This window comes from Caulobacter sp. SL161, assembly GCF_026672375.1.
Taxonomy (GTDB): domain Bacteria; phylum Pseudomonadota; class Alphaproteobacteria; order Caulobacterales; family Caulobacteraceae; genus Caulobacter.
This window is the reverse complement of record NZ_JAPPRA010000001.1, coordinates 3,349,702-3,374,989: the sequence shown is the minus strand read 5'-3', so window position 1 is coordinate 3,374,989 and position 25,288 is coordinate 3,349,702. Positions and strand designations below refer to the sequence as shown.

At 64.9% G+C, this 25,288-nt stretch carries 18 protein-coding genes, 3 tRNA genes, 3 rRNA genes and 2 pseudogenes; 17 read left to right on the top strand and 9 right to left on the bottom strand.

Going from position 1 to position 25,288, the window contains the following annotated elements; genetic code table 11:
• Nucleotides 1–44 precede the first annotated feature (44 nt).
• Genes hfaD through hfaA form a run of 3 tightly spaced genes read right to left on the bottom strand, consistent with a single transcriptional unit; the run spans nucleotide 45 to nucleotide 2,663 of the window.
• Entirely contained in the window at nucleotides 45–1,292 is a 1,248-nt protein-coding gene (gene hfaD / locus OVA11_RS16615; RefSeq protein WP_268068360.1) for a holdfast anchor protein HfaD, read from the bottom strand.
• Complete coding sequence (gene hfaB, locus OVA11_RS16610; protein WP_268068359.1) at nucleotides 1,210–2,223, bottom strand: holdfast anchoring protein HfaB; 1,014 nt, start codon at nucleotides 2,221–2,223, stop codon at nucleotides 1,210–1,212. Before hfaB ends, hfaD begins: the two co-directional genes overlap by 83 nt.
• Nucleotides 2,220–2,663: a holdfast attachment protein HfaA gene (gene hfaA, locus OVA11_RS16605; protein ID WP_268068358.1), complete on the bottom strand. Its 444-nt coding sequence runs from the start codon at nucleotides 2,661–2,663 to the stop codon at nucleotides 2,220–2,222. The genes hfaB and hfaA overlap by 4 nt, the downstream gene beginning before the upstream one ends.
• 146 nt (nucleotides 2,664–2,809) lie before the next feature.
• On the opposite strand from hfaA, the gene OVA11_RS16600 reads away from it, so the two are divergent.
• Both OVA11_RS16600 and OVA11_RS16595 read left to right on the top strand, forming a co-directional pair.
• Complete coding sequence (locus OVA11_RS16600) at nucleotides 2,810–3,466, top strand: rhomboid family intramembrane serine protease (protein WP_268068357.1); 657 nt, start codon at nucleotides 2,810–2,812, stop codon at nucleotides 3,464–3,466.
• 72 nt (nucleotides 3,467–3,538) lie between these two features.
• Nucleotides 3,539–3,970, top strand: coding sequence for a CBS domain-containing protein (locus OVA11_RS16595; RefSeq protein WP_268068356.1), 432 nt, complete (start codon nucleotides 3,539–3,541; stop codon nucleotides 3,968–3,970).
• Between the two features lie 134 nt (nucleotides 3,971–4,104).
• On the opposite strand, the gene OVA11_RS16590 is transcribed toward OVA11_RS16595, so the two are convergent.
• Nucleotides 4,105–4,536: an RrF2 family transcriptional regulator gene (locus OVA11_RS16590; protein WP_010920478.1), complete on the bottom strand. Its 432-nt coding sequence runs from the start codon at nucleotides 4,534–4,536 to the stop codon at nucleotides 4,105–4,107.
• Between the two features lie 914 nt (nucleotides 4,537–5,450).
• Here OVA11_RS16590 and OVA11_RS16585 point away from each other — a divergent pair.
• The 8 genes and pseudogenes from OVA11_RS16585 to OVA11_RS16550 all read left to right on the top strand — a co-directional run bounded on the left by OVA11_RS16585 (nucleotide 5,451) and on the right by OVA11_RS16550 (nucleotide 11,491).
• Nucleotides 5,451–6,934 (top strand): 16S ribosomal RNA (locus tag OVA11_RS16585).
• A 171-nt stretch (nucleotides 6,935–7,105) separates the two neighbouring features.
• A tRNA-Ile gene (locus tag OVA11_RS16580) sits at nucleotides 7,106–7,182 on the top strand.
• 65 nt (nucleotides 7,183–7,247) lie between these two features.
• A tRNA-Ala gene (locus OVA11_RS16575) sits at nucleotides 7,248–7,323 on the top strand.
• A gap of 252 nt (nucleotides 7,324–7,575) precedes the next feature.
• A 23S ribosomal RNA gene (locus OVA11_RS16570) occupies nucleotides 7,576–10,363 on the top strand.
• A gap of 103 nt (nucleotides 10,364–10,466) precedes the next feature.
• Nucleotides 10,467–10,581: ribosomal RNA gene (rrf, locus tag OVA11_RS16565) — 5S ribosomal RNA — on the top strand.
• The 16S, 23S and 5S rRNA genes sit together here with 3 tRNA genes alongside, the layout of an rRNA operon.
• A 62-nt stretch (nucleotides 10,582–10,643) precedes the next feature.
• A tRNA-Met gene (locus OVA11_RS16560) sits at nucleotides 10,644–10,720 on the top strand.
• A 246-nt stretch (nucleotides 10,721–10,966) separates the two neighbouring features.
• Nucleotides 10,967–11,170, top strand: a pseudogene (locus tag OVA11_RS16555) (cold-shock protein); the annotation flags it as partial.
• A 126-nt stretch (nucleotides 11,171–11,296) separates the two neighbouring features.
• Nucleotides 11,297–11,491 carry a cold-shock protein gene (locus tag OVA11_RS16550; RefSeq protein ID WP_035017693.1) on the top strand — a complete coding sequence of 65 codons (195 nt, stop codon included), beginning with the start codon at nucleotides 11,297–11,299 and terminating at the stop codon, nucleotides 11,489–11,491.
• A gap of 120 nt (nucleotides 11,492–11,611) precedes the next feature.
• Here OVA11_RS16550 and OVA11_RS16545 read toward each other — a convergent pair whose 3' ends face one another.
• On the bottom strand, nucleotides 11,612–13,888 hold the full coding sequence (locus OVA11_RS16545) for an NADP-dependent malic enzyme (RefSeq protein ID WP_268068354.1): 2,277 nt from the start codon (nucleotides 13,886–13,888) through the stop codon (nucleotides 11,612–11,614).
• Between the two features lie 335 nt (nucleotides 13,889–14,223).
• Between OVA11_RS16545 and uraH the strand changes: the two genes are divergently transcribed.
• The 6 genes and pseudogenes from uraH to guaD all read left to right on the top strand — a co-directional run bounded on the left by uraH (nucleotide 14,224) and on the right by guaD (nucleotide 20,755).
• On the top strand, nucleotides 14,224–14,571 hold the full coding sequence (gene uraH, locus OVA11_RS16540) for a hydroxyisourate hydrolase (protein WP_268068353.1): 348 nt from the start codon (nucleotides 14,224–14,226) through the stop codon (nucleotides 14,569–14,571).
• Nucleotides 14,571–16,019 (top strand): xanthine dehydrogenase small subunit, encoded by a 1,449-nt coding sequence (xdhA, locus tag OVA11_RS16535; RefSeq protein ID WP_268068352.1) that lies wholly within the window; start codon nucleotides 14,571–14,573, stop codon nucleotides 16,017–16,019. Before uraH ends, xdhA begins: the two co-directional genes overlap by 1 nt.
• The gene (gene xdhB / locus OVA11_RS16530) at nucleotides 16,012–18,348 is read left to right on the top strand and encodes a xanthine dehydrogenase molybdopterin binding subunit (protein WP_268068351.1); all 2,337 of its coding nucleotides are present in this window, start codon (nucleotides 16,012–16,014) and stop codon (nucleotides 18,346–18,348) included. Before xdhA ends, xdhB begins: the two co-directional genes overlap by 8 nt.
• A pseudogene (locus OVA11_RS16525) lies at nucleotides 18,342–18,422 on the top strand (hypothetical protein); the annotation flags it as partial. The gene xdhB and the pseudogene OVA11_RS16525, both read left to right, overlap by 7 nt.
• Before the next feature lie 40 nt (nucleotides 18,423–18,462).
• Entirely contained in the window at nucleotides 18,463–19,479 is a 1,017-nt protein-coding gene (gene xdhC / locus OVA11_RS16520) for a xanthine dehydrogenase accessory protein XdhC (protein WP_268069004.1), read from the top strand.
• Nucleotides 19,466–20,755: a guanine deaminase gene (guaD, locus tag OVA11_RS16515; protein ID WP_268068350.1), complete on the top strand. Its 1,290-nt coding sequence runs from the start codon at nucleotides 19,466–19,468 to the stop codon at nucleotides 20,753–20,755. The genes xdhC and guaD overlap by 14 nt, the downstream gene beginning before the upstream one ends.
• A gap of 129 nt (nucleotides 20,756–20,884) precedes the next feature.
• Here the strand turns inward: guaD and OVA11_RS16510 are convergent, their stop codons facing one another.
• The 4 genes from OVA11_RS16510 to OVA11_RS16495 are packed head-to-tail and all read right to left on the bottom strand — an operon-like array spanning nucleotide 20,885 to nucleotide 23,888.
• Nucleotides 20,885–21,856 (bottom strand): nucleoside hydrolase, encoded by a 972-nt coding sequence (locus OVA11_RS16510; protein WP_268068349.1) that lies wholly within the window; start codon nucleotides 21,854–21,856, stop codon nucleotides 20,885–20,887.
• Nucleotides 21,857–21,865: 9 nt separating this feature from the next.
• On the bottom strand, nucleotides 21,866–22,282 hold the full coding sequence (hpxZ, locus tag OVA11_RS16505; protein WP_268068348.1) for an oxalurate catabolism protein HpxZ: 417 nt from the start codon (nucleotides 22,280–22,282) through the stop codon (nucleotides 21,866–21,868).
• Nucleotides 22,279–23,673: an AtzE family amidohydrolase gene (locus OVA11_RS16500; protein ID WP_268068347.1), complete on the bottom strand. Its 1,395-nt coding sequence runs from the start codon at nucleotides 23,671–23,673 to the stop codon at nucleotides 22,279–22,281. Before OVA11_RS16500 ends, hpxZ begins: the two co-directional genes overlap by 4 nt.
• Nucleotides 23,670–23,888, bottom strand: a complete 219-nt coding sequence (locus tag OVA11_RS16495; RefSeq protein ID WP_268068346.1) for a hypothetical protein — start codon at nucleotides 23,886–23,888, stop codon at nucleotides 23,670–23,672. Before OVA11_RS16495 ends, OVA11_RS16500 begins: the two co-directional genes overlap by 4 nt.
• A 220-nt stretch (nucleotides 23,889–24,108) precedes the next feature.
• Here OVA11_RS16495 and OVA11_RS16490 point away from each other — a divergent pair, with 220 nt between their 5' ends.
• The gene (locus OVA11_RS16490; RefSeq protein WP_268068345.1) at nucleotides 24,109–25,071 is read left to right on the top strand and encodes an acetamidase/formamidase family protein; all 963 of its coding nucleotides are present in this window, start codon (nucleotides 24,109–24,111) and stop codon (nucleotides 25,069–25,071) included.
• The last annotated feature ends 217 nt before the right edge of the window (nucleotides 25,072–25,288 follow it).

Genomic DNA, 25,288 nt, shown 5'->3' with positions numbered 1-25,288 from the left:
TCTTGCCTCGGTGCGGTCGGGCCCGGGCCGCGACGCTGCCCGGCTTAGTTCCCGGGCGCGTTGACGTTGAAGCTGGCGTTGTTGCCGATCGCGGTCGAGACGCCCGTCACCTGGCGGCCGCTGGACGACACGGTGGTCGAGGACCTGGCGCCGACATCGGCGCTGTTGTTCTGGGTGTTGGTCACGCTCATGCGGCCATTGCAGCGCGAGCAGGCGTAGCCGGTCACCGCATTGCCCATGGCGGTCGCCGTCGTCACCGCGTCATAGCCCTCGTGCCCGCCGAAGCTGGCGGTCGCCTCGACGCCGCCGCCCGTATTGGTCTGAATGTTGTCCAGCACGATTTCGGCGCCGACATTGTTGACCTGGGCGGAGTTACCCGCGGCATAGGCCGTGGTCTGGGCCGCACCGAACAGATAGGACGTGCCCTCGGCCTGGCCGCGGACATACGAGGTGTTCCACTGGTGAGCCGCCACGTCGGCCAGCGGGCCGTCATTGCTGACCGCCAGGTTGTTGCCCGTCGCCGTGGCCGCCGTCGCGGTCATGTAGCTGTTGCCGTAGGCGGTGAACTTGCTGGCCTGGGTCACGTCGGCGGTGTTGGCCTGGTCGGTGATCGCCCGGACCGCCGACTGGTTGGCGCCGGTCACGTTGATGTTGTTGCCCGCCGTGGTGGCGGTCACCGCGCTGGTTCCCGGCACGTAGCCGACGATCGCGCCGCCGTCGGCCAGCACGTTGGCCGTGGTCGACTGGCTGATCCGCGCGCCCGCCGAGCCGTTGTCCAGCGTCACCCCGGCGCTGTTGCCCATCGCCAGGGTCGAGACGGTCAGGTCGGCGGCCTCGGCGGCGGCGGCCTCGACCTGGCCACGCGCGGTGACGTCGGCCGAGTTAGTCTGCACCGCAAAGGCCGAGATCGTGCCGTTCGAGGCCGAAAGGGCGGCGGCGTTGCCGACCGCCGTGGTTCGAACCGCGCTCGACGCACCGGCGCTGGCGGCGACATCAACCACGCTATGGCCATAGACCGCGCCCTGATTGTCCTGGTTCGACGTCACAGCGGCGTCGGCGTTGGTCACGCCGACCGAGACGCCGTTGGCCTGGGCGGTGGTGCTGGCGGTGACGCCGTCGCTGACCGTCTGAACGTTGAGGGTCTGCTCCGAGAAGATCTCACCCAGATTGATCTGGTTGTTGAGAACCGGACTCGGCGTGGTCGTCTGGCTAGTAGCGACCCCGCTTAGCATCACGGATATCGGGATCGCGGCGAGCGTTCCAGCGAGACGGGTCATCGCGGGTCTGCGCATTGTTCGTTCCCAGATTGTTGTAGGCCGGTGTGAAGGCGCCCGTCTGACCGACGGTGGCGTCACCGAACGGATCAAAGCGCAGGCAGCTTTCCGGACCGGGCATGCCGTAGAGATTGGCGGCCATCTCGACGGTGGCGCGCTCGATCAGGGCGCGGACCGCCAGTTGCATCGGCTCCAGCGCCCCGCGACCGGCCGAAATGTCGAAGAGATTGCCATTGAGGAAGTCGAAGACGCCGGCGCTGATTTCGCGACCGACGACCTGCTTCTGATACGAGATCACGTCCACCACCTCGAGGGTGCGGGTGTTCACCAGCCGCAGGTCCAGCGCGATGTTCATGATGAAGACGCGGCGGCGGAAGTTGCCCTTCAGCCCGTCGGTGTCCTTGTCGCCGGCATAGGCGTCAACGCCGGCCGAGCGGATGTTGTAGTTCAGCTCGGTGATGCCGCCGATGACATAGAAGTCCGAGCCCGGCACCTGGCCGGCCAGGATCTTGCGGAAGTCGGCCGGCGCGTCGGGCGCGGGGTTGGGGCGATCCGAGATCAGCTTGTTGTTGGCGTATTTCAGCTCGAACTCCGACACCGAGGTGTCGAAGCGTTCGACCAGCGGCATGCCGGCCTTGGCGAAGGCCGAGACGGCCATCAGCGAGGCGCCCTGGGTGACCTTGCGGCCCGAGCCGTCGGACTCTTCCTTGCCGGTATAGTCGGCGATCCGGCCGATCGCGATGCGCGGGGCGACGATGCGGTTGGTGCGCGCATACTGGTTCAGGCAGACGAGCGCGGAAGAGTAGTCAGTGGGATTGGCCGTCACCGGCGCTGTGCCAATGGGCTTGGCGTAGTTGCCGGCCGTCGAGGCCACCGGCGTGCTGCCGCAGGCGCTGAGCGCCGCGGTGGCCAGCAGGGCCAGGACCGCGCCTGTGCGCTTGACCATCATTTCGGAGTACCGCCCTTCACGACGTTCGCGCCGGCGGTGACATTGCCGCTGTTCACCTGGCTGGAATTGACGATGACGGTGTTGTTGTTGCCCTGGGTGATGACCGTCAGGTTATTGCCGATCGCGGTCGAGCCGGCGTAACCGCCCACCGCGCCGACCCCCGAATAGGCGTCCAGCGAGCCCGAGCTGCGGCTGGACGAGAAAACGCTCTGGTCCGAGCCGGTCAGCATGACGCCGTCCACGACCACCCGGTTGCCGTTGGCGTCGCGGGTGGAATACTCGACCATCCGGCTTTCCTGGCCCGAGCTGCGGCCATAGCCGGCGTTGAACGAAGCCGAATTGGTCGACATCGATTGGGCCAAGGCGACGCCGCTTGCGCCGAGCGTGACGGCGGCGACGACCATCGCCCCACGCGTCTTGATGTTCCGATGCCAGGCCATGAGAGGCTCCGCGACTGTCGACACGGAGCGGCAAGCAACCCTCGTGCCAAAAAGATACAGCATGAGGGATAGCCCCAAGGTCTCGAAAAAATGGTTAAGCCCCGCGACGGGGTTCGAATCGTCGCGTGAGCCCCTAGATAGAAGTCATGGACCAGCCCCAGCGCCCCGAGCCGATCTTGAACGCGCCCTGGCCGGCGCTGTTGGTGGCGGCGGCCGTGATCATTCCGCATCTTCTGCTGCAGGGCGCCAGCCAGGAGGTGATCTACTCCCTGGCCCTGGTCCCGCGCGAGTTCTGGGAAGGGCGCTGGACCGGCGCGGTCACCATGCTGTTCGTGCATGGCGGCTGGATTCACGCGATCATGAACGCCGCCTTTGGTCTCGCTTTCGGGGCGCCGGTCTCCCGCGTGCTGGGGCTGAATGTCCGGGGAGGCGGAATCTTCTGCCTGTTCTACCTCGTCTGCGGCGTGATCGCGGGGGTGGGCTTCGCCGCGATCCATCCTGAGGGCATGAGCCCGGTGGTCGGCGCTTCAGGTGCGATCGCCGGCCTGATGGGCGCGGCCGCGCGCACGATGGATAGCGCGCCCGGCCAGCTTGGACCGATGTTTGGTCCGCGTGTGATCTCGCTGGGTCTCGGCTGGCTGGTGGTCAACCTCGTCCTCGCCGTCACGGGCAGTCTTCTGACCATGGGTGCAGGCGGCGTCGCCTGGGAGGCCCATCTGATCGGCTTTGCGGTCGGCGTCCTGTTGATCGGGCCTTTCGCCCACTGGGCCGGACGAGGCGCTCAGACCGCCGATCCGCACTGATCGTCGAGCCCCATTGATTGAAAGGCCGCTTTGGAGGACCCTCGTTCTATAAAGAACAAGGGAGGACATGCTGTGCTGGTTTCTCAGATCCTCAAGGACAAGGGTGATCTCGTGTTTACCGCCTCGCCTCAGGAGACGGTCGGCGCTGCGGCGGCGCTGCTGCATACCCGAAGGGTCGGCGCCATGGTGGTGGTCGACGACAAGGAAGCCGTCGTCGGCATCGTCTCCGAGCGCGATATCGTCCGGATGGTGGCCAAGGAAGGCGCGGCGGCGCTCACCAAGCCGATCAGCGGCTGCATGAGCGCCAATGTGGTCTTCGCCCAGCCCGACGAGACTATCGATGCGCTGCTCGAGCGCATGACCGACCGCCGTATTCGCCATTTGCCGGTCGTGCAGAACGATCGTTTGGCGGGGATCATCTCGATCGGCGATCTGGTGAAGTACAAGATCCAGGCGACCCAGGCCGAGGCTGAGGGCCTGAAGGCCTATATCGCCGCGGGCTAAGGCCAGCCGACGGACGTTCGACGGCGCCTCAAGGCCGGTCGCCTATATATAGAGAGAGACGGGGGCGACCTGACGGCAGTGTCGGTCGCTTTCTTCAAGGCGCTCTTTATAGGCGATCCGAATATGGAGCGCTGTCAGCCTTCTATGAGTTCTGCGCCCGCCCCGTTGGCGGCGTCAGCCAGGCTGTAGCCTTCGAGCACCGCAGCTGTGGCGTCGCGCGCGCGCAGCAAGGCCTCGCGCAAGGCGCAGGTGGCTAGGTCGCGGCAGTCCTCACAGCGTCGGAAGGCGGTTCGACTGACGCATGGGGTCAGCGCCAGGGGGCCGTCGACCAGGCGGATGATCTCGGCGAAGCTGATCGCGTCGGCGTCGCGCGCCAGCACATAGCCGCCGAACTTGCCGCGCCGGCTGATGACTAGCCCCTCGCGCGAGAGAGACAGCAGGATCGCTTCCAGGAACTTGCGCGGCGCGTCGGCGCGCTCGGCGAGCTCGCCGGCGGTGACCTGTGTGTCGGCCCGCGCCAGTTCGATCATGGCGCGGAGCGCGTAGCGAGCCTTCTGAGACAGCATGGTTGCAGGGCGCCTTCATCGAGCGAGCAGGGGTCTATAGGGCGCGCGCTCTATAGAGTGGTCCGCGTTCTGAGCGAGGCGCGGTCGCCGCGCAAGTCTTGCATGACGTTGTTCATGCACAGGGAATGCGGGCGGATGGGGATGAAACGCTGATTTCGCGCTTGCCGTCTCGGGGGAGGGGGCCTAGAAGCCGCCCCTCGCTTCGGGGCGGCGCGCCACGGACCGGAACTTAAGTCTCTCGGGGCTTGTGTTTCGAAACGTGGATCGCTAGTCTCCGCAGCCTCAGTCGAATCTCTTCGATCTCGCGGCGCTCCTATGGCGCGCCAACGGTGTTTTTTGCGCTCCGATCCAGCCTGGCTGGCGAGGAAAACAAAAATGAAAAGTTCGGTTGACCCAGGAATTCGGTTTCGCTAGAAGCCGCGCTCCTTGAAATGCAAAAGATGTTCGCAAGAGCTTCCAAGTATTTCTTCCAGAAGAGCTCAGCTTTTTCTTTGAAAAAGTCGCTTGACTGGCTCCGGTGACTTCTTTAGAAGCTGCCGGCTCCGCAGAAAGCCTTCGGGCCGGACCGGCGGAGAAAGTTAGAGAGTTTTGAAAAAAACGATTTGACACGGAAAACGAGGTTGGATAGATAGCCGCCTCCGCCGACATCGGGCGCTAAACGATGGAGCCGCCGGGAGGTGGTTCGGGTCTTTGACATTGTTGAATTGGAAAGAGAAACGCAGGCGGCGGCGCTCTGGCGATGACCTTCGGGTCATCAACTGACGCTGACGAATGCGGTCTCTTGAAGAAGACACCATTACGCCGGTTGGCCTTCGGGTCGATCGAGTGATGGGAACTCGTCAAGAAACTATGCAAACCAGATACCTGGTCCTGGGTTTTCCCCTGGGACTGGAAGTCTGAAGTCAATGTCAACTCAACCTGAGAGTTTGATCCTGGCTCAGAGCGAACGCTGGCGGCAGGCCTAACACATGCAAGTCGAACGGATCCTTCGGGATTAGTGGCGGACGGGTGAGTAACACGTGGGAACGTGCCCTTTGGTTCGGAACAACTCAGGGAAACTTGAGCTAATACCGGATGTGCCCTTCGGGGGAAAGATTTATCGCCATTGGAGCGGCCCGCGTCTGATTAGCTAGTTGGTGAGGTAAAGGCTCACCAAGGCGACGATCAGTAGCTGGTCTGAGAGGATGATCAGCCACATTGGGACTGAGACACGGCCCAAACTCCTACGGGAGGCAGCAGTGGGGAATCTTGCGCAATGGGCGAAAGCCTGACGCAGCCATGCCGCGTGAATGATGAAGGTCTTAGGATTGTAAAATTCTTTCACCGGGGACGATAATGACGGTACCCGGAGAAGAAGCCCCGGCTAACTTCGTGCCAGCAGCCGCGGTAATACGAAGGGGGCTAGCGTTGCTCGGAATTACTGGGCGTAAAGGGAGCGTAGGCGGACTGTTTAGTCAGAGGTGAAAGCCCAGGGCTCAACCTTGGAATTGCCTTTGATACTGGCAGTCTTGAGTACGGAAGAGGTATGTGGAACTCCGAGTGTAGAGGTGAAATTCGTAGATATTCGGAAGAACACCAGTGGCGAAGGCGACATACTGGTCCGTTACTGACGCTGAGGCTCGAAAGCGTGGGGAGCAAACAGGATTAGATACCCTGGTAGTCCACGCCGTAAACGATGAGTGCTAGTTGTCGGCATGCATGCATGTCGGTGACGCAGCTAACGCATTAAGCACTCCGCCTGGGGAGTACGGTCGCAAGATTAAAACTCAAAGGAATTGACGGGGGCCCGCACAAGCGGTGGAGCATGTGGTTTAATTCGAAGCAACGCGCAGAACCTTACCACCTTTTGACATGCCTGGACCGCCACAGAGATGTGGTTTTCCCTTCGGGGACTGGGACACAGGTGCTGCATGGCTGTCGTCAGCTCGTGTCGTGAGATGTTGGGTTAAGTCCCGCAACGAGCGCAACCCTCGCGATTAGTTGCCATCAGGTTTGGCTGGGCACTCTAATCGTACTGCCGGAGTTAATCCGGAGGAAGGCGGGGATGACGTCAAGTCCTCATGGCCCTTACAAGGTGGGCTACACACGTGCTACAATGGCGACTACAGAGGGCTGCAATCCCGCGAGGGGGAGCCAATCCCTAAAAGTCGTCTCAGTTCGGATTGTTCTCTGCAACTCGAGAGCATGAAGTTGGAATCGCTAGTAATCGCGGATCAGCATGCCGCGGTGAATACGTTCCCGGGCCTTGTACACACCGCCCGTCACACCATGGGAGTTGGCTTTACCCGAAGGCGCTGCGCTAACCGCAAGGGGGCAGGCGACCACGGTAGGGTCAGCGACTGGGGTGAAGTCGTAACAAGGTAGCCGTAGGGGAACCTGCGGCTGGATCACCTCCTTTCTAAGGATGCCTCTCCAAGCTCTCACGGGCTTATTGAGGCTCCAGACACGGTCGCTAGACGACCACAAATGAGCGGATCGCCGCCGTCTTCGTTTCTCTTTCCACTCACTTGGTTCCGTTAGGGATCAAGTCGATCGCGAGCCCGGAGGCAGACGCCCCGAAGGCCGTCATAGGCCTGTAGCTCAGGTGGTTAGAGCGTACGCCTGATAAGCGTAAGGTCGGCAGTTCGAGTCTGCCCAGGCCTACCACTCTTTCCTCTGATGCTTCGGATCACGACCAGCTCTCCTGGCTAACCCAGATCTCTTTAAAGAGAGGGGCCATAGCTCAGTTGGTAGAGCGCCTGCTTTGCAAGCAGGATGTCGTCGGTTCGAATCCGTCTGGCTCCACCATCTCCCCGTACGATGCGGGTTGAGATTGATCTCGCGATTGGAATGACAAGTTTGCAGCAGCGCTCAGCGCTGATGCGAAATGACATTGTGAAGGCAGGGTTCACCCGCCGACCGCAGCTCACCCCTGGGATGCGGATCCGGTTTAAGGGCGGACTTAAGAAGACATCATTGTCTGACTAAAGGTAGAGCCCAGGCTCAGCCTTCCCCGCGAGATGCGGCGAGGGCTGAAACAGCATGGGTTTTGCTGAGAACGATCAAGCGCATAAGGGCTTCTGACGGATGCCTTGGCATTGAGAGGCGATGAAGGACGTGGCACGCTGCGATAAGAGCCGGGGAGGCGCGAGCACCCTTTGATCCGGCTATCTCCGAATGGGGAAACCCACCTTTATGGTCACCCGACTTTGTTTCCGCTTCGGCGGAGACGACGATCGGTTGATCAGACAAGGTATAATGACCTGAATACATAGGGTTCATTAAGCAAACCCGGGGAACTGAAACATCTCAGTACCCGGAGGAAAGGACATCAACCGAGACTCCCGTAGTAGTGGCGAGCGAACCGGGACCAGGCCAGTGCTGTCGTGACATAAAGCTGAATGTGTTGGGAAACACAGCCATAGTGGGTGATAGCCCCGTAAGCGTCAAATAGCGACAGACTCGAGTAGGGCGGGACACGTGAAATCCTGTCTGAACATGGGGGGACCACCCTCCAAGCCTAAGTACTCCTCAATGACCGATAGCGAACAAGTACCGTGAGGGAAAGGTGAAAAGCACCCCGACAAGGGGAGTGAAACAGAACCTGAAATCGGAAGCCTACAAGCAGTCGGAGCCACCGCGCGTGGTGACGGCGTACCTTTTGTATAATGGGTCAGCGACTTCATGTGCCGTGCAAGCTTAAGCCGTTAGGTGTAGGCGCAGCGAAAGCGAGTCTGAATAGGGCGAATAAGTACGTCGCATGACGACCCGAAACCAGGTGATCTATCCATGAGCAGGTTGAAGGTAAGGTAACACTTACTGGAGGACCGAACCGGTGAATGTTGAAAAATTCTCGGATGACTTGTGGATAGGGGTGAAAGGCCAATCAAACCTGGACATAGCTGGTTCTCCGCGAAAACTATTTAGGTAGTGCCTCGGACGAATTCCTTGGGGGTAGAGCACTGAATGGATGCGGGCGGCGCGAGCTGTACCAATTCTAATCAAACTCCGAATACCCAAGAGAACTATCCGGGAGACACACGGCGGGTGCTAACGTCCGTCGTGAAAAGGGAAACAACCCTAACCATCATCTAAGGCCCCCAAGTACTGGCTAAGTGGGAAACGATGTGGGTTTGCTTTGACAACCAGGATGTTGGCTTAGAAGCAGCCATCATTTAAAGAAAGCGTAACAGCTCACTGGTCAAGCGAACCTGCGCGGAAAATGTAACGGGGCTAAAGCCAGTCGCCGAAGGTATGGGTGTGCACTTTGTGCACGCGGTAGCGGAGCGTTCCGTAAGCCGACGAAGGTGAGGCGTGAGCCTTGCTGGAGGTATCGGAAGTGAGAATGCTGACATGAGTAGCGATAAAGAGGGTGAGAGACCCTCTCGCCGAAAGCCCAAGGGTTCCTGCGTAAAGCTAATCTGCGCAGGGTTAGTCGGCCCCTAAGGCGAGGCCGAAAGGCGTAGTCGATGGGAATCAGGTGAATATTCCTGAACCAGTTGGAAGTGACGGATCTGGTAAATTGTCAGGGCTTATTGGATTGCTCCTGGCAGTGAACAGGTCCCTGGAAATAACTCCAACGGAGACCGTACCCGAAACCGACACAGGTGGGCAGGTAGAGTATACCAAGGCGCTTGAGAGAACTATGCTGAAGGAACTCGGCAAATTGCACGCGTAACTTCGGGATAAGCGTGACTCTCTTTTGGGCAACCAGATGAGAGTGGCACAAGCCAGGGGGTAGCGACTGTTTATCAAAAACACAGGGCTCTGCGAAGCCGCAAGGCGACGTATAGGGTCTGACGCCTGCCCGGTGCCTGAAGGTTAAAAGGAGGGGTGCAAGCTCTGAATTGAAGCCCAGGTAAACGGCGGCCGTAACTATAACGGTCCTAAGGTAGCGAAATTCCTTGTCGGGTAAGTTCCGACCTGCACGAATGGCGTAACGACTTCCCCACTGTCTCCAGCATAGGCTCAGCGAAATTGAATTCCCCGTGAAGATGCGGGGTTCCCGCGGTCAGACGGAAAGACCCTATGAACCTTTACTGCAGCTTCGCCTTGGCGTTAGCAGCAACATGTGTAGGATAGGTGGGAGGCTATGAAACCGGGGCGCCAGTTCCGGCGGAGCCATCCTTGAAATACCACCCTTATTGTTGCTGACGTCTAACCGCGGCCCGTTATCCGGGTCCGGGACATGGCGTGGCGGGCAGTTTGACTGGGGCGGTCGCCTCCCAAAGTGTAACGGAGGCGCGCGATGGTGGGCTCAGACCGGTCGGAAATCGGTCGTCGAGTGCAATGGCATAAGCCCGCCTGACTGCGAGACTGACAAGTCGAGCAGAGACGAAAGTCGGCCATAGTGATCCGGTGGTCCTGCGTGGAAGGGCCATCGCTCAACGAATAAAAGGTACTCTAGGGATAACAGGCTGATTTTGCCCAAGAGTCCATATCGACGGCAAAGTTTGGCACCTCGATGTCGGCTCATCACATCCTGGGGCTGGAGCAGGTCCCAAGGGTTCGGCTGTTCGCCGATTAAAGTGGTACGTGAGCTGGGTTCAGAACGTCGTGAGACAGTTTGGTCCCTATCTGCCGTGGGTGTACGAGACTTGAGAGGATCTGTCCCTAGTACGAGAGGACCGGGATGGACACACCTCTGGTGGACCTGTCATGGCGCCAGCTGTGCAGCAGGGTAGCTAAGTGTGGAATAGATAACCGCTGAAAGCATCTAAGCGGGAAACTAACCTCAAAACAAGGTCTCGCTGAGAGCCGTGGAAGACCACCACGTTGATAGGCCGGGTGTGGAAGTGCGGTGACGCATGGAGCTTACCGGTACTAATAGCTCGATAGGCTTGATCGTTCTTCAGTCAAACCCATGCAAACGCATGGCTCTACTTCAGACACTGATGTCTTCTTCACAATCTCCGGCCTCGAAAGAGGCTGGATGATATCCTTTTCGCTGACCTGGTGGCTTTGCCGGGGGTTCCCCACCCGATCCCATTCCGAACTCGGTCGTTAAGTCCCCCTGGGCCAATGGTACTTCGTCTCAAGGCGCGGGAGAGTAGGTCGCCGCCAGGTCCGCCAAAAGGATATCAAAACACAAGTCCACGAACCCTCCCTCACAATCCAAAACACCCTGACGCGGGGTGGAGCAGCCCGGTAGCTCGTCAGGCTCATAACCTGAAGGTCACAGGTTCAAATCCTGTCCCCGCACCCAGTGGACTAAGCTTGAGGTCACCCCGTCCGGATCCGGTCGGGGTTTTTTGCGGCCCGGTATCGCAACCTATAGCGGCATTTTCGCAACGCTCGCTGTGTGAAGCGCGAATTTTTCTGCCCTTCGATGGCCTTCGACCAACTTTCTCCGTTCAAAGCCCATAGCGCGTCTCGAGGTTTTGCGTCATGACTTCCCTCGGAAGGACGCGGGCCGACTATCAGCCCGTCGATTGAGGTGTTTGAGGATAATATGGCGAACGGTGTCGTTAAGTGGTTCAACCCGGCCAAGGGCTTTGGCTTCATTCAGCCCGAGGACGGCGGCCAGGACGTGTTCGTCCACATCGCCGCGGTTGAACGCTCGGGTCTGTCGGGCCTGAACGAGGGTGATCAAGTCGCGTACGAACTGGAAGAAGACCGCCGCTCGGGCAAGACCTCGGCGGGTCAACTGCGCGTGACGGGCCATGGTCCGGCGCCGGCCGGCGGCGGCGCCGCTCGCGGCCCGCGTCCCCCGCGCAGCTTCGATGCTCCGCGCGGCGGCGGCGGCTTCTCGGCCGGCACCGGCGAGAGCGGCACGGGCGTCGTGAAGTGGTTCAACACGACCAAGGGCTTTGGCTTCATCCAGCCGGACAACGGCGGTGGCGATGTGTTCGTGCACATCTCGGCCGTTGAGCGCGCCGGTCTGCGCGGCCTCAACGAAGGCCAGCAGGTCGGTTACGAGCTTGAACAGGACCGCCGCTCGGGCAAGACCTCGGCCGGCAACCTGCGCATCCTCTAAGACGCCAGGACAAGAAAAGGCCGCCCCGAGGGACGGCCTTTTCCAGAGATCTTCGGAAGGCCCCGTTCGACGCTGACGTGTCGGACGGGGCCTTTTGTCGTTCAGGCCCGTTTCGCGCGCCTAGCTGGACGCGCGCTCGGACACCGCCTGATTCACCGCCAGGGCGGTCAGGTTGACGATACCGCGCGCTGTCACGCTGGGGATCAGCACGTGCAGCGGCTTGGCCATGCCCAGCAGCACTGGGCCGACGAGCAGGGACTCCGTCGCGGCGCTGAGCAGGGTCAGGCCGATATTGGCCGCATCCAGCGTCGGCATGACCAGCAGATTGGCCGAGCCCTTCAGCGGGCTGTCGGCGACCATGCGATCGCGCAGGTGCTGGCTGAGTGCGGCGTCGGCATGCATCTCGCCGTCGACCTCCAGATCCGGCGCCTGGGCGCGGAGGAGGGCCAGGGCCTCGCGCATCTTGCGGGCGGTCGGCGAGTCGCTGGCCCCGAACGAGGAATGCGACAGCAAGGCCGCCTTGGGCGTCAGGCCAAAGCGGCGAACGGCCTCAGCCGCCAGCTGGGTGCATTCGGCGATCTGCTCTGCGGTCGGATCGACATTGACGTGGGTGTCGCAGAAGAACAGCGTCCCCTTGTCCAGGATCAGCGACGACATCGCATAGACCCGGCTGACATTGTCGCGGCGCGGGATGATCGGCAGGGCGTATTTCATGTGCTGCCACCAGTCGCCGCTGCCGCCGACCAGGGCGGCCTCGACATAGCCGGTCGCCAGGAGCATGGAGGCTGCGACGGTGCGACGGCCGGTGACCCGGCGCTCGGCCGCGATCGGCGGCACGCCCCGGCGGCCGACCAGGCGCTGGTAGTCGGCGATCAGCGGCGCGAACAGATCCTTGTCGGCCTGGGGATCGATGATTTCGACCTTGCCGGCCAGACGCAGTCCCAGCTCTTCAATCTTGCCGGTGATGATCTCACGGCGGCCCACCAGCACCGGGTAGGCGAGACCCTCGTCCACGACGGTCTGCACGGCGCGCAGCACGCGCTCGTCTTCGGCCTCGGCGTAGGCGACCTTGACCGGTTGCTTGCGGGCGCGCTCGAAGACGGGGCGCATCAGCTGGCCTGAGCGATAGACGAACAGTTCGAGCTCAGCCTGATAGGCATCGAAGTCGGCGATCGGCCGGTTGGCGACGCCGCTGTCCATGGCCGCCTTGGCCACGGCCGGCGCGATCTGCAGGATCAGGCGCGGGTCGAACGGCTTAGGGATGATGTACTGGGAGCCGAACACCGGCGCAGCGCCGCCATAGGCGCTGGCGACCACCTCGGAAGCCTCAGCCCGCGCCAGTTCAGCGATCGCCTCGACGGCGGCGACCTTCATCGCCTCGTTGATCTCGCTGGCGCCCACGTCCAAAGCGCCGCGGAAGATGAAGGGGAAGCAGAGGACGTTGTTGACCTGGTTGGCGTAGTCGCTGCGACCGGTGGCCATGATCGCGTCGGGGCGGGTCTCATAGACCAGCTCGGGCAAGATCTCAGGCTCGGGATTGGCCATGGCCAGGATCAGCGGGTTGGGCGCCAGCAGCGGCAGCCATTCCGGTTTGAAGACGCGCGGGGCCGAGAGGCCGAGGAAGATGTCGGCGCCCGGCAGCACCTCTGGCAGGGTGCGGGCGTCGGTCTGGCGGGCGTAGCGGGCCATGTTGTCGGGCATGTCCGGCTCGCGGCCAGCGTGCACCACGCCCTTGATGTCGGTCAGGGTGACGTTCTCGACGGGCAGGCCCATCGAGACCAGCAGATCCACGCAGGCGAGGGCGGCCGCGCCGGCGCCCGAGGTCACGAGCTTGACCTCCTTGAGCTGCTTGCCCTGGACGAGCAGGGCGTTGCGGACGGCGGCGGCGCAGACAATGGCGGTGCCGTGCTGGTCGTCGTGAAAGACCGGGATGTTCATCCGCTCGCGCAGCTTGCGCTCGATGATGAAGCATTCAGGGGCCTTGATGTCCTCGAGATTGATCCCGCCGAAGGTGGGCTCCAGCGCCGCCACCACCTCGATGAAGCGGTCGGGATCCTTGGCGTCGACCTCGATATCGAACACGTCGATGCCCGCGAACTTCTTGAAGAGGACGGCCTTGCCTTCCATCACCGGCTTGGAGGCCAGCGGGCCGATGTCGCCCAGGCCCAGCACGGCGGTGCCATTGGAAATCACCGCAACCAGATTGCCGCGCGCGGTGTAGTCACGGGCGAGCTCAGGGTTCTCGGCGATGGCGATGCAGGGCGCGGCGACGCCGGGAGAATAGGCGAGGGCGAGGTCGCGCTGGGTGGCCATCCGCTTGGTGGCTTCGATCGCCAGTTTCCCGGGGCGCGGCAGTCGGTGATAATCTAGGGCGGCTTTGCGGAAATCCTCGTCCATCGATCGTTCCTCGGGGCGGCCTGCGCGGCGCGGTTATCCTGCCTCGTCTGAGCGCGAAGCGTCACGAGCCTTGCTAGCGATGTTGGCGCGGCAATTCCAACCCTTCGCCGCCCGATCTGTGTTTTTTCTTGGTAGCGGTACCAGCTAGGTGATGGCTGCGGCGACGATTTCGGGTCCGCTAAGTAATAAAACTATTATATAATGCCTCTGCTTCGGGCGCCCGCCGCCACCAATCTTGGCGCTCCGCCTTCCAGAGCCGCCAGGCCGGGCAAGGCGCTGGACAGGGCGTCCGGGGCGACCGAGCATCGCTCGACTGGATATTCAAGGGACGGCGCATGAGCGGACTGACGACACACATCCTCGATCAAGCGTCCGGGAAACCGGCGGCGGGCGTCGGGGTCCGGGTGTCGCGCCGCGACGGCGAGCAGACGCAATGGCTGGCGGAGCTCCGCACCGACGCTGACGGCCGGGCGCGGCTTGTCGCCGGCGAGGACCTGGCGGTCGGCGGCTATCGCCTCGAGTTCGCGATCGGCGACCACTTTAAGGCGTCGGGCCTTCCCGTCAGCGATCCGCCGTTCCTCGATGTCGTGGTGATCGACTTCGCGGTCTCGAACCTGGAGCAGCATTGGCACGTGCCGCTGCTCGTCTCGCCCTACGGCTATTCCACCTACCGGGGCAGCTGATGGGCGATGTGATCCGGTTCCTGATTGATGGCGAGATCCAGGAAGTTCGCGGCGCCAACCCGACCACGACCCTGCTGGAACATCTGCGTGGGCCGATGCGCCGCACGGGGACCAAGGAGGGTTGCGCCGAGGGGGACTGCGGTTCCTGCACGGTGCTGGTCGGCGAGGCTGACGGGGACAGCGTCGCCTGGCGGGCGGTGAACAGCTGCATCCAGTTCCTGCCCATGCTGCATGGCAAGGCGCTGATGACGGTGGAGAGCCTGGGCGCCAAGGCCGGGTGTGACCAGGCCCTGCACCCGGTGCAGCAGGCCATGGTCGACAAGCATGGTTCGCAGTGTGGCTTCTGCACGCCCGGTATCGTCATGTCGCTCTACGGCCGCGCTGTCGGAGCCAAGGGGGCGGACGCGCCGGTGGCCGAGGTGCTGGCCGGCAATCTGTGTCGCTGCACCGGCTATGGACCGATCATCGAGGTCGCCCAGGGCGTCGAGGCCGAAGCGCCGCCCGATCTCGATCTGTCGACCGTCCGTGACGAGACCATGCTGCGCCTCACCTTCGAGGACGAGATCCACGGCGTTACCCGCACCTGGCTGGCGCCGCGCTCGCTCGAGGAACTGGCCGAGGCCTGTCTGGCGCATCCCGACGCGACGCTCGTCGCCGGTGCGACGGATGTCGGCCTATGGGTCACCAAGCAGCGACGCGCGCTGCCGACCCTGATCAGCCTTTCCGAGGTCGCCGAGCTCAAGGCGCTGGAGGAAACGCCGGACGGTCTGCGGATCGGCGCCGGGGTTCGCTATGTCGACGCCCTCAACGCGATCTCTGCGCTCTATCCCGATCTCGGCGCCATGATGCGGCGCCTGGGTTCGACCCAGGTGCGCAACAGCGGCACGATCGGCGGCAATATCGCCAACGGCTCGCCGATCGGCGACATGCCGCCGGCGCTGATCGCGGCGGGCGCGCGCCTGATCCTCCGTCAGGGCGATGTGCGCCGCGAGCTGGCGCTGGAGGACTTCTTCCTCGACTACGGCAAGCAGGACCGGCGGCCGGGCGAGTTCGTCGAGGCGGTCATCGCCCCGCGCCTGGAGGCGGGACGCCTGTTCAAGGTCTTCAAGCTCTCCAAGCGTTTCGACCAGGACATCTCGGCGGTGTGCGGCGCGTTCTCGCTGGCCGTCGAGGACGGCGTGGTGACCGACGCGCGCATCGCGTTCGGGGGCATGGCGGGCACGCCCAAGCGGGCCAGGGCCTGCGAGACGGCCTTGATCGGCCGGCCGTGGGCGGAAGCGACCGTCGAGGCGGCGATGGCTGCGCTCGCCACCGACTACACGCCGATGAGCGACATGCGCGCCTCGGCCGCCTATCGCGCTCTGGCGGCGCGGAACATGCTGCGCAAGGTGTTCCTGGAGACGAAAGGCGTCGAGGCCCGCGTCGAGCCGGAGAGCGCCCATGGCTGACTCTGCCGCGACCGCGCCGATGACCAAGCCGCCGCAGGGCGTCCATGCCCCTTTGCCGCATGACAGCGCCGCCCGCCATGTCGCCGGCTCCGCCGTCTATATCGACGACATGCCCGAGCCGGCGGGCCTGCTGCACGTGGCCTTCGGTCTCAGCACCAAGGCTCATGCCCGGATCACGCGGATGGACCTGTCGGCCGTGCGCGCCGCGCCTGGCGTGGTGCTGGTGATCAGCGCCGAGGACATTCCGGGCGAAAACGACGTCAGCCCTGTCATCCATGACGACCGACTGTTCGCGGACGGCGAGGTCTATTGCGTGGGCCAGAGCCTGTTCGCCGTGGCCGCCACCTCGCTGGCCGCCGCGCGCGCTGCGGCCGCCAAGGCCGTGGTCGATTACGAGGATCTGCCCGCCGCCATCGACATCACCGCCGCCCGCGCCATGGACCTCAAGATCGAGGCCAGCCAGCGCATGGCGCGGGGCGACGCCAAAGGCGCGCTCGCGGCCGCGCCGCGTCGCGTGCAAGGCCGGTTCGCGATCGGGGGCCAGGATCACTTCTATCTCGAAGGCCAGATCGCCCTGGCGACCCCGCGCGAGGACGGCGACGTCCACGTCTGGTCGTCCACCCAGCATCCCACCGAGGTGCAGCACCTGATCGCCCGCGTGCTGGGCAAGCCCGACCACTGCGTCACCGTCGAGGTGCGCCGCATGGGCGGGGGCTTTGGCGGCAAGGAGACGCAAGCCTCGCTGTTCGCCGCCGCCGCCGCCCTGGTGGCGGTCAAGACCGGCCGTCCGGCCAAGGCGCGTCCTGATCGCGACGAAGACATGGTCATGACCGGCAAGCGGCATGACTTCGAGGCGGCGTACGATGTCGGCTTCGATGACGAGGGCCGGCTGACCGGTCTGTCGCTGGAGCTGTCGTCGCGCTGCGGGGCCACGACCGATCTTTCGCCGGCGATCAACGACCGGGCGATGTTCCACGCCGACAACGCCTACTACCTGCCGGCCGTCGAGATCGTCTCGCACCGTTTCCGCACCCACACGGTGTCGAACACCGCCTTCCGAGGCTTCGGCGGGCCGCAGGGCATGGTCGCGATCGAGCGGATCATCGACGCCGTCGCCGCCGCCACGGGGCTGGACCCGCTGGAGGTGCGTCGGCGCAACCTCTATGGCGGCGAGGGCCGAAACCTGACGCCCTATCATCAGGTGGTCGAGGACAATGTCGCCCCGCAGCTGATCGAGGAGCTGGCGGCCTCGTGCGACTACGCGGCCCGCCGCCGTGAGATCGAGGCGTTCAACCGGTCTAGCCCCGTGCTGAAGAAGGGCATCGCCCTGACGCCGGTGAAGTTCGGGATCTCGTTCACGACGACGCACCTGAACCAGGCCGGCGCCCTGATCCACCTCTATGCCGACGGCTCGATCATGCTGAACCACGGCGGGACCGAAATGGGGCAGGGGCTGAACACCAAGGTCGCCCAGATCGTGGCCCAAGCCTTCCAGGTCGATGTCTCGCGGGTGAAGATCACCTCGACCGTCACCGACAAGGTGCCCAACACCTCGGCCACGGCCGCCTCGTCGGGCGCGGACCTCAACGGCATGGCCGCCCTGAACGCGGCTGAGACGATCAAGGCGCGGCTCGTCGAATTCGCGGCCGCCAAGTGGGGCGTGGCCCAGACCGACGTCGCCTTCACGCCCAATGGCGTGCGGGTGAGCGGCCAGACCCTGGCGTTTGAGGCCTTCATTCGTCAGGCCTATCTGGCGCGGATCTCGCTGTCGGCCACCGGCTTCTACGCCACGCCCAAGATCCACTACGACCGCGCCACCCATACGGGCCGGCCGTTCTACTACTTCGCCTACGGCGCGGCGTGCAGCGAGGTGTTGATCGACACCCTGACGGGCGAGATGAAGGTCACCCGCGCCGACATCCTGCACGACGTGGGCAAGTCGCTGAACCCGGCGCTGGATCTGGGCCAGATCGAAGGCGGCTTCATCCAGGGCATAGGCTGGCTGACCACCGAGGAGCTGGTGTTCGACGCCCAAGGGCGCCTGCGCACCCACGCGCCGTCGACCTACAAGATCCCGACCTGTGGCGACCGTCCGGCGCATCTGGACGTGCGGCTCTGGAAGGCCGGGCGCAATGTCGAGGCCACGGTCCACCGTTCCAAGGCCGTGGGCGAGCCGCCGCTGATGCTGGCGATCTCGGTGCACGCGGCGATCACCCAGGCGGTCGCCAGCGTCGGCGATCACAGGGTGTTTCCGCACCTCGACGCCCCGGCGACGCCCGAGGCGATCCTGATGGCCTGCGAGGATGTGCGGAGGCGGGTCGATGTCTGAATCCCTCTTCCATAGGGAGAGGGAGGGGCCCGCCGCGAAGCGGTGGGAGGGTGAGGGGTTACGCCGTCATCCGCTGAAACCCCTCACCCCTACCCCTCTCCCTAAAGGAGAGGGATCATGAGCAACTGGGCCCGCGCGGCTCTGGCGCGCCTCGACGCCCGTGACGAGGCCGCTCTGGTCACCGTTCTCGCCACCGAGGGCTCGGCTCCGCGTGAGGCCGGGACCAAGATGGTCGTCTGGCGTGGCGGTCAGGCCGGGACGATCGGCGGCGGCAATCTGGAGTACCGCGTCGCCGACCAGGCGCGGCGGATGCTGGACGGCGGCCAGGCCCATTTCGCGATCCAGGACTATCCGCTGGGGCCGCTGCTGGCCCAGTGTTGCGGCGGACGGGTGCGACTGTTCCTCGAGCGCCTGAACGACAACAGCCGCGACTGGCTGACCGACGCGGCCAAGCGCATGGACGCGGCCCAGCCGTTCGAGGTCCGCACCCGGTTCGAGCCGGGCCTGCTGACCAAGACCGTGGCCCCGATCCTGTCCACCGAGGCCGACGGCCCGCCGGTGACCCTGGGCGGCGCGCCCGCCACCGCGCGCGGCGTTCGGCCGGAGCTGGGCGATGTGCTGGTCGAGCGCGCCGACACGCCGCGTCCGCCGCTCTTGCTATTCGGCGCCGGCCATGTGGGCCAGGCGATCGCCAAGGCGTTCGAGCCGCTGCCGTTCCGCCTGTCCTGGTACGACAGCCGTCCCGAGACCGCCGACATCCCCGGCGTCACCGTGCTGGCGCCCGCCGAACTGGCCGCCAAGGCGATGGGCGCGGGGGCGGAGGCCTATGGCCTGGTCCTGACCCATGACCACGGCCTGGACTACGCCCTGGTCTCGGCCGGCCTGGCCGGCGGGGGCTTTGGCTATTTCGGCGTCATCGGCTCGAAGACCAAGCGCGCGCGGTTCATGAAACGGTTGCGCGACGATGGTTTCTCCGAAGCCGTGCTGACCCGCCTGACCTGTCCGATCGGTTTGCCGCACCTGAAGAGCAAGGCGCCCGAGGTGATCGCCGTGTCGGTCGCCGCCGACCTCCTGATGCGCCAGGAAGCGGCGCGGATTCGCAACGACGAGACGTGCCGTGCAAGCGTTTAGAGCCTCGATCCTCCACCTGCTGGACGATCCCGCCAAGACGGCGGACGGCGCGGTCGCCTTCCACGAGGACGGCCTGCTGCTGGTCGAGGACGGCCGCGTGATCGGCTGCGGCGCCTATGCCGAGCTCGCCCCCTGGCTGGGCGGCGCCCAGCCCGAGGACCTGACCGGCCATCTGATCACGCCGGGCTTTGTCGACACCCATATCCACTTCCCGCAGGTCGACGTCATCGCGGCCCACGGCAAACAGCTTCTGGACTGGCTGGAGCAGCACACCTTCCCGGCCGAGGCGGCCTTCGCCGACCCCAAGCACGCCGCCGACACCGCCGCCTTCTTCCTGGACGAGCTGCTGCGCAACGGCACCACGACGGCGCTGGTGTTCGGCTCGGTGCACAAGGTGTCAGTCGACGCCCTGTTCGCCGAGGCCTATGAGCGGAACATGCGGCTGATCGCAGGCAAGTCGCTGATGGACCGCAACGCGCCCGACGGTCTGACCGACACCGTCGAGAGCAGCCGCGCGGACATGCAGGCCCTGATCGCCGACTGGCACGGCAAGGGACGTCTCGGCTACGCGGTCACGCCGCGCTTCGCCATCAGCTGCAGCGACGCCCAGCTGGCCATGGCCGGCGAGATCCTGGCCCAGCATCCCGACGTCTGGATGCAGACCCACCTCTCGGAGAACCTGCACGAGATCAAGGAGACCGCGCGCCTCTTCCCCAAGGCCAAGGACTATCTGGACGTCTATGACCGCTTCGGTCTGCTGCGCCGGCGCTCGGTCTTCGCCCACTGCGTCCACCTGAAGGGCGAGGCGTTCCGACGCCTGGCGGCCAAGGGCGGGGCGGTGGCCTTCTGTCCGACCTCGAACCTGTTCCTGGGCTCAGGCCTGTTCCCGCTGGAGGAAGCCTGTTCGCACGGCGTGAAGGTCGGCATGGGCACCGATGTCGGCGCGGGCACCACCTTCTCGATCCTCCACACCTTGGGCGAGGCCTACAAGGTCGGCCAGCTGCGCGGCGATGCGCTGGACCCGTTCCAGGCCCTGTATCTGGCCACCCTGGGCGGGGCGCGGGCGCTGGACCTCGATGACCAGATCGGCAACCTGGCGCCCGGCAAGGAAGCTGACTTTGTCGTGCTGGATCTGGCGGCGACGCCGCTGATCGCGCGGCGGCTGGCAGGGGCGAAGAGCCTGGCCGACAAGCTCTTTGCGCTGACTGTGCTAGGCGATGACCGCGTGGTGGCGCGGACGTATCTGGCGGGTGTGGAGCGGCACAGGCGGGGGTAACGCAATCCTCCCCCTAGCGGGGGAGGTGGTCGCGAAGCGACCGGAGGGGGAAGTTCTGTTGAACCGGCCTCTTCCCCCTCCGTCGTCTCTTCGAGCCGACACCTCCCCCGCTGGGGGGAGGATTTTCAGTCACCCGTACTTCGCGGCCATCGTCTGCGCGTACAGCGTCAGCAGCCGCGCGCCATCCACCGCCACGGTCGCGGCCTGGATCGGCTGGTCGTCCCAGGCTGAGGGGCCGAACAGTTCGCCCTCGGCCTTCTGGCAGGTCTGGCCCAGCGCGATCCCTTCGGTGACCACGCGCACCGAGCCGCGACGCACGGTGAACAGGGTCGGGTCGATCACGAAGGCGACCGCAGCGGCGTCATGGACGCAGCAACCGACCACGCCGTCACGCTCGCCGTAGAAGGCGGCGTAGGGCTTGGAGATGGCGTTGAGGAAGCCGCAGGCGTCCGACCCGCCGGCCGCCAGGGCGTCCATATAGTCGGGCGACATCACAACCTGGGTCGTTACGTCCAGGCTGACCGCAGTCAGGTTCCACGGGGCGGTGAAGACCTGATCGGCGGCCTCCGGATCGTTCCAGATATTGGCTTCGGCCACCGGCGTGACATTGCCCGGCTTGCCGGCTACGCCGAACGCGCCGCCCATGATCACCACCGACTTCAGCAAGGTGGCGACCTCGGGATCGGCCTTCAGGGCCAAAGCGAGGTTGGTCAGAGGGCCGACGGCGCACAGCACCACCTCGCCCGGATACTGGCGCGCCAGGTCGATGATCGCCTGATAGGCGGGCTTGGCCTCCGGCTGGGCCGGGACGAGGCCCGTCAGCGCCACGTCGCCCAGACCGTTCACACCATGCACGAAGGTGGGCGAGGGGTTGCGCGGACGCGTCAGCGGCTTGTCCGTGCCCTTATAGATCGGCGCTGTCAGGCCAAAGCGATCCTTCAGGTACAGCGCGTTGCGCGTGGTGGTCTCGATGTCGGAATTACCGAAGATGGTCGTCACCGCGATCAGGTCGAGGGCGGGGCTCGCCTCGATGAACAGCAGGGCCATCGCGTCGTCGATGCCGGGATCGGTGTCGAAGATGATCTTGGTCGGGGTCGTCATTCGAGGGCTCTAGCGCTTTTCGTTAGAGGAGGCGAGCCGTTGATCGGCGCTCTCCTGCATCAGGGAGACATGGGCCGAGGCGACCTTCCAGCCGTCGGCGGTGCGGATCCAGGTCTGGCTCTGGCGGCCGACCTTGCCGGTGTCGTCACGGCGGAACAGCACGTTGGCGACGGCGAAGTCCGCGCCGAAGGTGGTGACTTCGGTCCTCAGGCGCGTGCGCGGCGGCGAGCCGCCGGCCCGGCCGACGCGGAAGGCGGCAATCTCGGCAAAGCCCCACAGGTTCTCGGCGACGCCTAGGCGCACAGTATGCGGCGAGGCCCAGAAGGCGCCGTCCAGCGCCTCGACGTCATTGGTCATCAAGGCGACTTCATAGGCGTCGACCAGGGCGGTGACCTCGGCCAGCACGGCGGGATCGTTGACGATCATAGCGCCCCCGTCGGCGGGTGAGCGGCGACTACGCCGGCGCGTTGCAGGCGCAGGGCGGCGGCGAAGGCCAGGTCCTCGCGCCAGGCAGGAGCGATGATCTGCACGCCGATCGGCAGTTGGCCGGGGCGGTTCACGGGCGCGGCGACCACCGGCAGGCCGACATAGCTGATGGGCTGGGTGAAGGCGCCGAGGTTCTTGCGCACCGAGACGGGGACGCCGTCCATCTCCATCATCGCCTGGCCGATCGGCGGGGCGGGGCACACTGACGCCGGAGCCAACAAGATGTCGTAGCGCTGGAAGACCTCGCGAACCTCGTCGCGGAAGATCGTGCGGAAGCGCTGGGCGGCCTCAGCCACGCCGGCGGGCAGCAGGGCGCCGGCCAGCAGGCGGTCGCGGACGGCCGGATCGTAGTCCATAGCGCGCCTGGCCAGATCGTCGTGATGCAGCTCGCCGCCCTCGAACGCGGTCAGGCAGAAGGCGGCGGCGCGGGCGGCCTTGGCGCTCTGCAAGATGACCTCGCCCTTCGCCTCCAGCGCCTCGGCGACGTATCCCAGCGCCGCCAGCACCTCGGGGAAGGCGCCTTGCTGGAACCAGCCGCCCAGCACGCCGACGCGGAGCGGCTCTTCAGCCAGGGCGTCTAGGCGGCCGGCCAGCGGTTCGGCCTCGCGGACGCAGATCGGATCGCCTGCCGGATCGGCGCCCTGCAGCACGTCATAGGCCAGGGCCAGATCCTCGACCGAGCGCGCGAAGGGACCGACATGGTCCAGGCTCTCGACGAACGGAAAGACGCCCTGGCGCGACAGGCGGCCATAGGTGGGCTTGAGGCCGAACACGCCGCACAGGCCGGCGGGAATGCGGATCGAGCCGTTGGTGTCCGAGCCCAGGGTCAAGGGCACGAGGCCCGCCGCGACCGCCGCCGCCGAGCCGCCAGACGAGCCGCCGGCGATCCGCGTCGGGTCGTGGGGATTGCGCACCGGGCCGTCGTGGGCGTTCTCGGTGACGAAGCCGTAGGCAAACTCGTCCATGTTCAAGGCGCCGACCAGAACGGCGCCGGCGGCCGTCAGGCGCTGGACCAGGGTCGCGTCATGCGCGGGTGGCGGGGCGTCGCGGCGGATCTTCGATCCGGCCAGGGTGGGCAGGCCCTCGAGGTCGAACAAGTTCTTTACCGCGAAGGGCACGCCGGCCAGCGGTCCGACAGGACGTCCCGCCGCGAGATCGGCGTCGACCGCTTCGGCGGCGGCGAGCGCGCGGGCTTCTGTGACGGCGGTGAAGGCGTTGATGCCACCATCCAGGCGCTGAATGCGCGAGAGGGTGGCTTCAGTCACCGCGCGGGCGGTGACGTGACCGGCGCGGACCTCGCCGGCGATCTCGACGACGTTGCAGAAGCTCACGGCTGGAACGTCTCCGGCGTCTCACCGGCCGCCTCGCCCAGCGCGGCGACAAACAGGGCGGTCTGGCTCCTCAGCAGGACGAGGTTGTCGATCACGCCCGGCAAGGCGGGGGCGGGCGGTTCGACGCCTTGCTCGGCGGCGCGACGCGGCGCCCAGGCGGCCATCTCGAAGTCGTCGAGGGCCAGAAAGGCTGTCGTCTCCGCATCGAGCGCCATGGCGGACTCCATAAGTAAGAAAAAACTTCATACACCCGGGTTCGCCGGACGCGCCAGTCCCGCTTTCCCCGCAAGCTCGATACGCCCAAGCCCGCGTCACTTGCCCGTGGGATCGCTCACCCAGGAGGCAGGTCACGGTCAAGCCGCGCAAAGGCGTCGGTTCGCCTTAGGGGTCTTCGCTGGTTCGGATCAGATGTGTTTGTAAGAAAGGACTTACTTTATGACGCATCACCGACTGGCTTCCACCCCCGAAACCGTTCGCTTCGGCATGTTCGACGCGGCGTTCGATCCGGTGCTGACGGTGAACAGCGGCGACAGCGTCACGGTCGAGTGCGTCTCAGGCGGCGTCGAGGTGATGCCGCCTGCCGAGTCTCCCTACGCCATCCCGCCGGCGCTGCAGGCGATCCACGACAGCCAGCCCGCGCGCCTGGGGCCGCACATCCTCACCGGTCCCATCGCCATCGCCGGCGCCGAGCCTGGTGACAGGCTGGAGGTGCGGATCGAGGCGATCGCGCCCAACAACGACTGGGGCTACTGCGCGGTTCGCCCGCTGGCCGGGACGATCCCTGAAGACTTCCCCGACCGCTATGTCAGCCACATCGCCGTCGACGCCCAGCGCGGGGTCTGCAAGCCGGAATGGGGCCCTGAACTGCCCCTGGCGCCGTTCTTCGGGACCATGGGCGTGGCCCCGCCGGCGAAGTACGGGCGCCTCTCCAGCCGCGAGCCGCGCGAGCACGGCGGCAATATGGACAACAAGGAGCTGGTCGCCGGCTCGACCCTCTATCTACCCGTCTGGGTTCCGGGGGCGAACTTCTCGGTCGGCGACGGCCATGGCCGGCAGGGGGATGGCGAGGTCTGCGTCAACGCGCTGGAGATGGGCCTGACCGGCACCTTCACCTTCGTGCTGCACAAGAAGGCCGATGGGGCGGCCGAGGCCGGCGCCTTCGCCTGGCCGCGCGCCGAGACGCCGACGCATCACATCCTGATGGGCTTCCACGAGGACCTGGATCTCGCCATGAAGCAGGCCCTGCGCCAGACCATCGACTTCATCACCGCGCATTCGGCCCTGACCCGGGTGCAGGCCTATCAGTTCTGCTCGCTGGCCGTGGACTTCCGTGTCACCCAGACCGTCAACGGCGAGAAGGGCGTGCATGCGCTGCTGAAGAAGGGGCTGCTGTTCTAGAGGCGCTCGACCTTTGCGCGTGGGCCTGGATCGCGCCGAAATCGTGGACTGGCCAGTCGCGGCTTTGAGCCGGGCGACGACGCGACCGCGCTGAAACCCTTATTTCACTGGTCTTTTCGTGCCAAAGTGAGACAGCCGGCCCGACACACGTCACGATTTACCCTTAATATTCCCGCTTTGGCTGAAAGTCGTACGGCCCGCGACTTGCACTCGCTAG

Bases quoted from the DNA above. Each gene is read 5' to 3' on its own strand.
- OVA11_RS16490 (WP_268068345.1), top strand. From the start codon at position 24,109: ATGACGCATCACCGACTGGCTTCCACCCCCGAAACCGTTCGCTTCGGC.
- xdhB (WP_268068351.1), top strand. From the start codon at position 16,012: ATGGCTGACTCTGCCGCGACCGCGCCGATGACCAAGCCGCCGCAGGGC.
- OVA11_RS16495 (WP_268068346.1), bottom strand. From the start codon at position 23,888: ATGGCGCTCGATGCGGAGACGACAGCCTTTCTGGCCCTCGACGACTTC.
- OVA11_RS16590 (WP_010920478.1), bottom strand. From the start codon at position 4,536: ATGCTGTCTCAGAAGGCTCGCTACGCGCTCCGCGCCATGATCGAACTG.
- OVA11_RS16600 (WP_268068357.1), top strand. From the start codon at position 2,810: ATGGACCAGCCCCAGCGCCCCGAGCCGATCTTGAACGCGCCCTGGCCG.
- uraH (WP_268068353.1), top strand. From the start codon at position 14,224: ATGAGCGGACTGACGACACACATCCTCGATCAAGCGTCCGGGAAACCG.
- hfaB (WP_268068359.1), bottom strand. From the start codon at position 2,223: ATGATGGTCAAGCGCACAGGCGCGGTCCTGGCCCTGCTGGCCACCGCG.
- OVA11_RS16510 (WP_268068349.1), bottom strand. From the start codon at position 21,856: ATGACGACCCCGACCAAGATCATCTTCGACACCGATCCCGGCATCGAC.
- hfaD (WP_268068360.1), bottom strand. From the start codon at position 1,292: ATGCGCAGACCCGCGATGACCCGTCTCGCTGGAACGCTCGCCGCGATC.
- hpxZ (WP_268068348.1), bottom strand. From the start codon at position 22,282: ATGATCGTCAACGATCCCGCCGTGCTGGCCGAGGTCACCGCCCTGGTC.
- xdhA (WP_268068352.1), top strand. From the start codon at position 14,571: ATGGGCGATGTGATCCGGTTCCTGATTGATGGCGAGATCCAGGAAGTT.
- OVA11_RS16545 (WP_268068354.1), bottom strand. From the start codon at position 13,888: ATGGACGAGGATTTCCGCAAAGCCGCCCTAGATTATCACCGACTGCCG.
- hfaA (WP_268068358.1), bottom strand. From the start codon at position 2,663: ATGGCCTGGCATCGGAACATCAAGACGCGTGGGGCGATGGTCGTCGCC.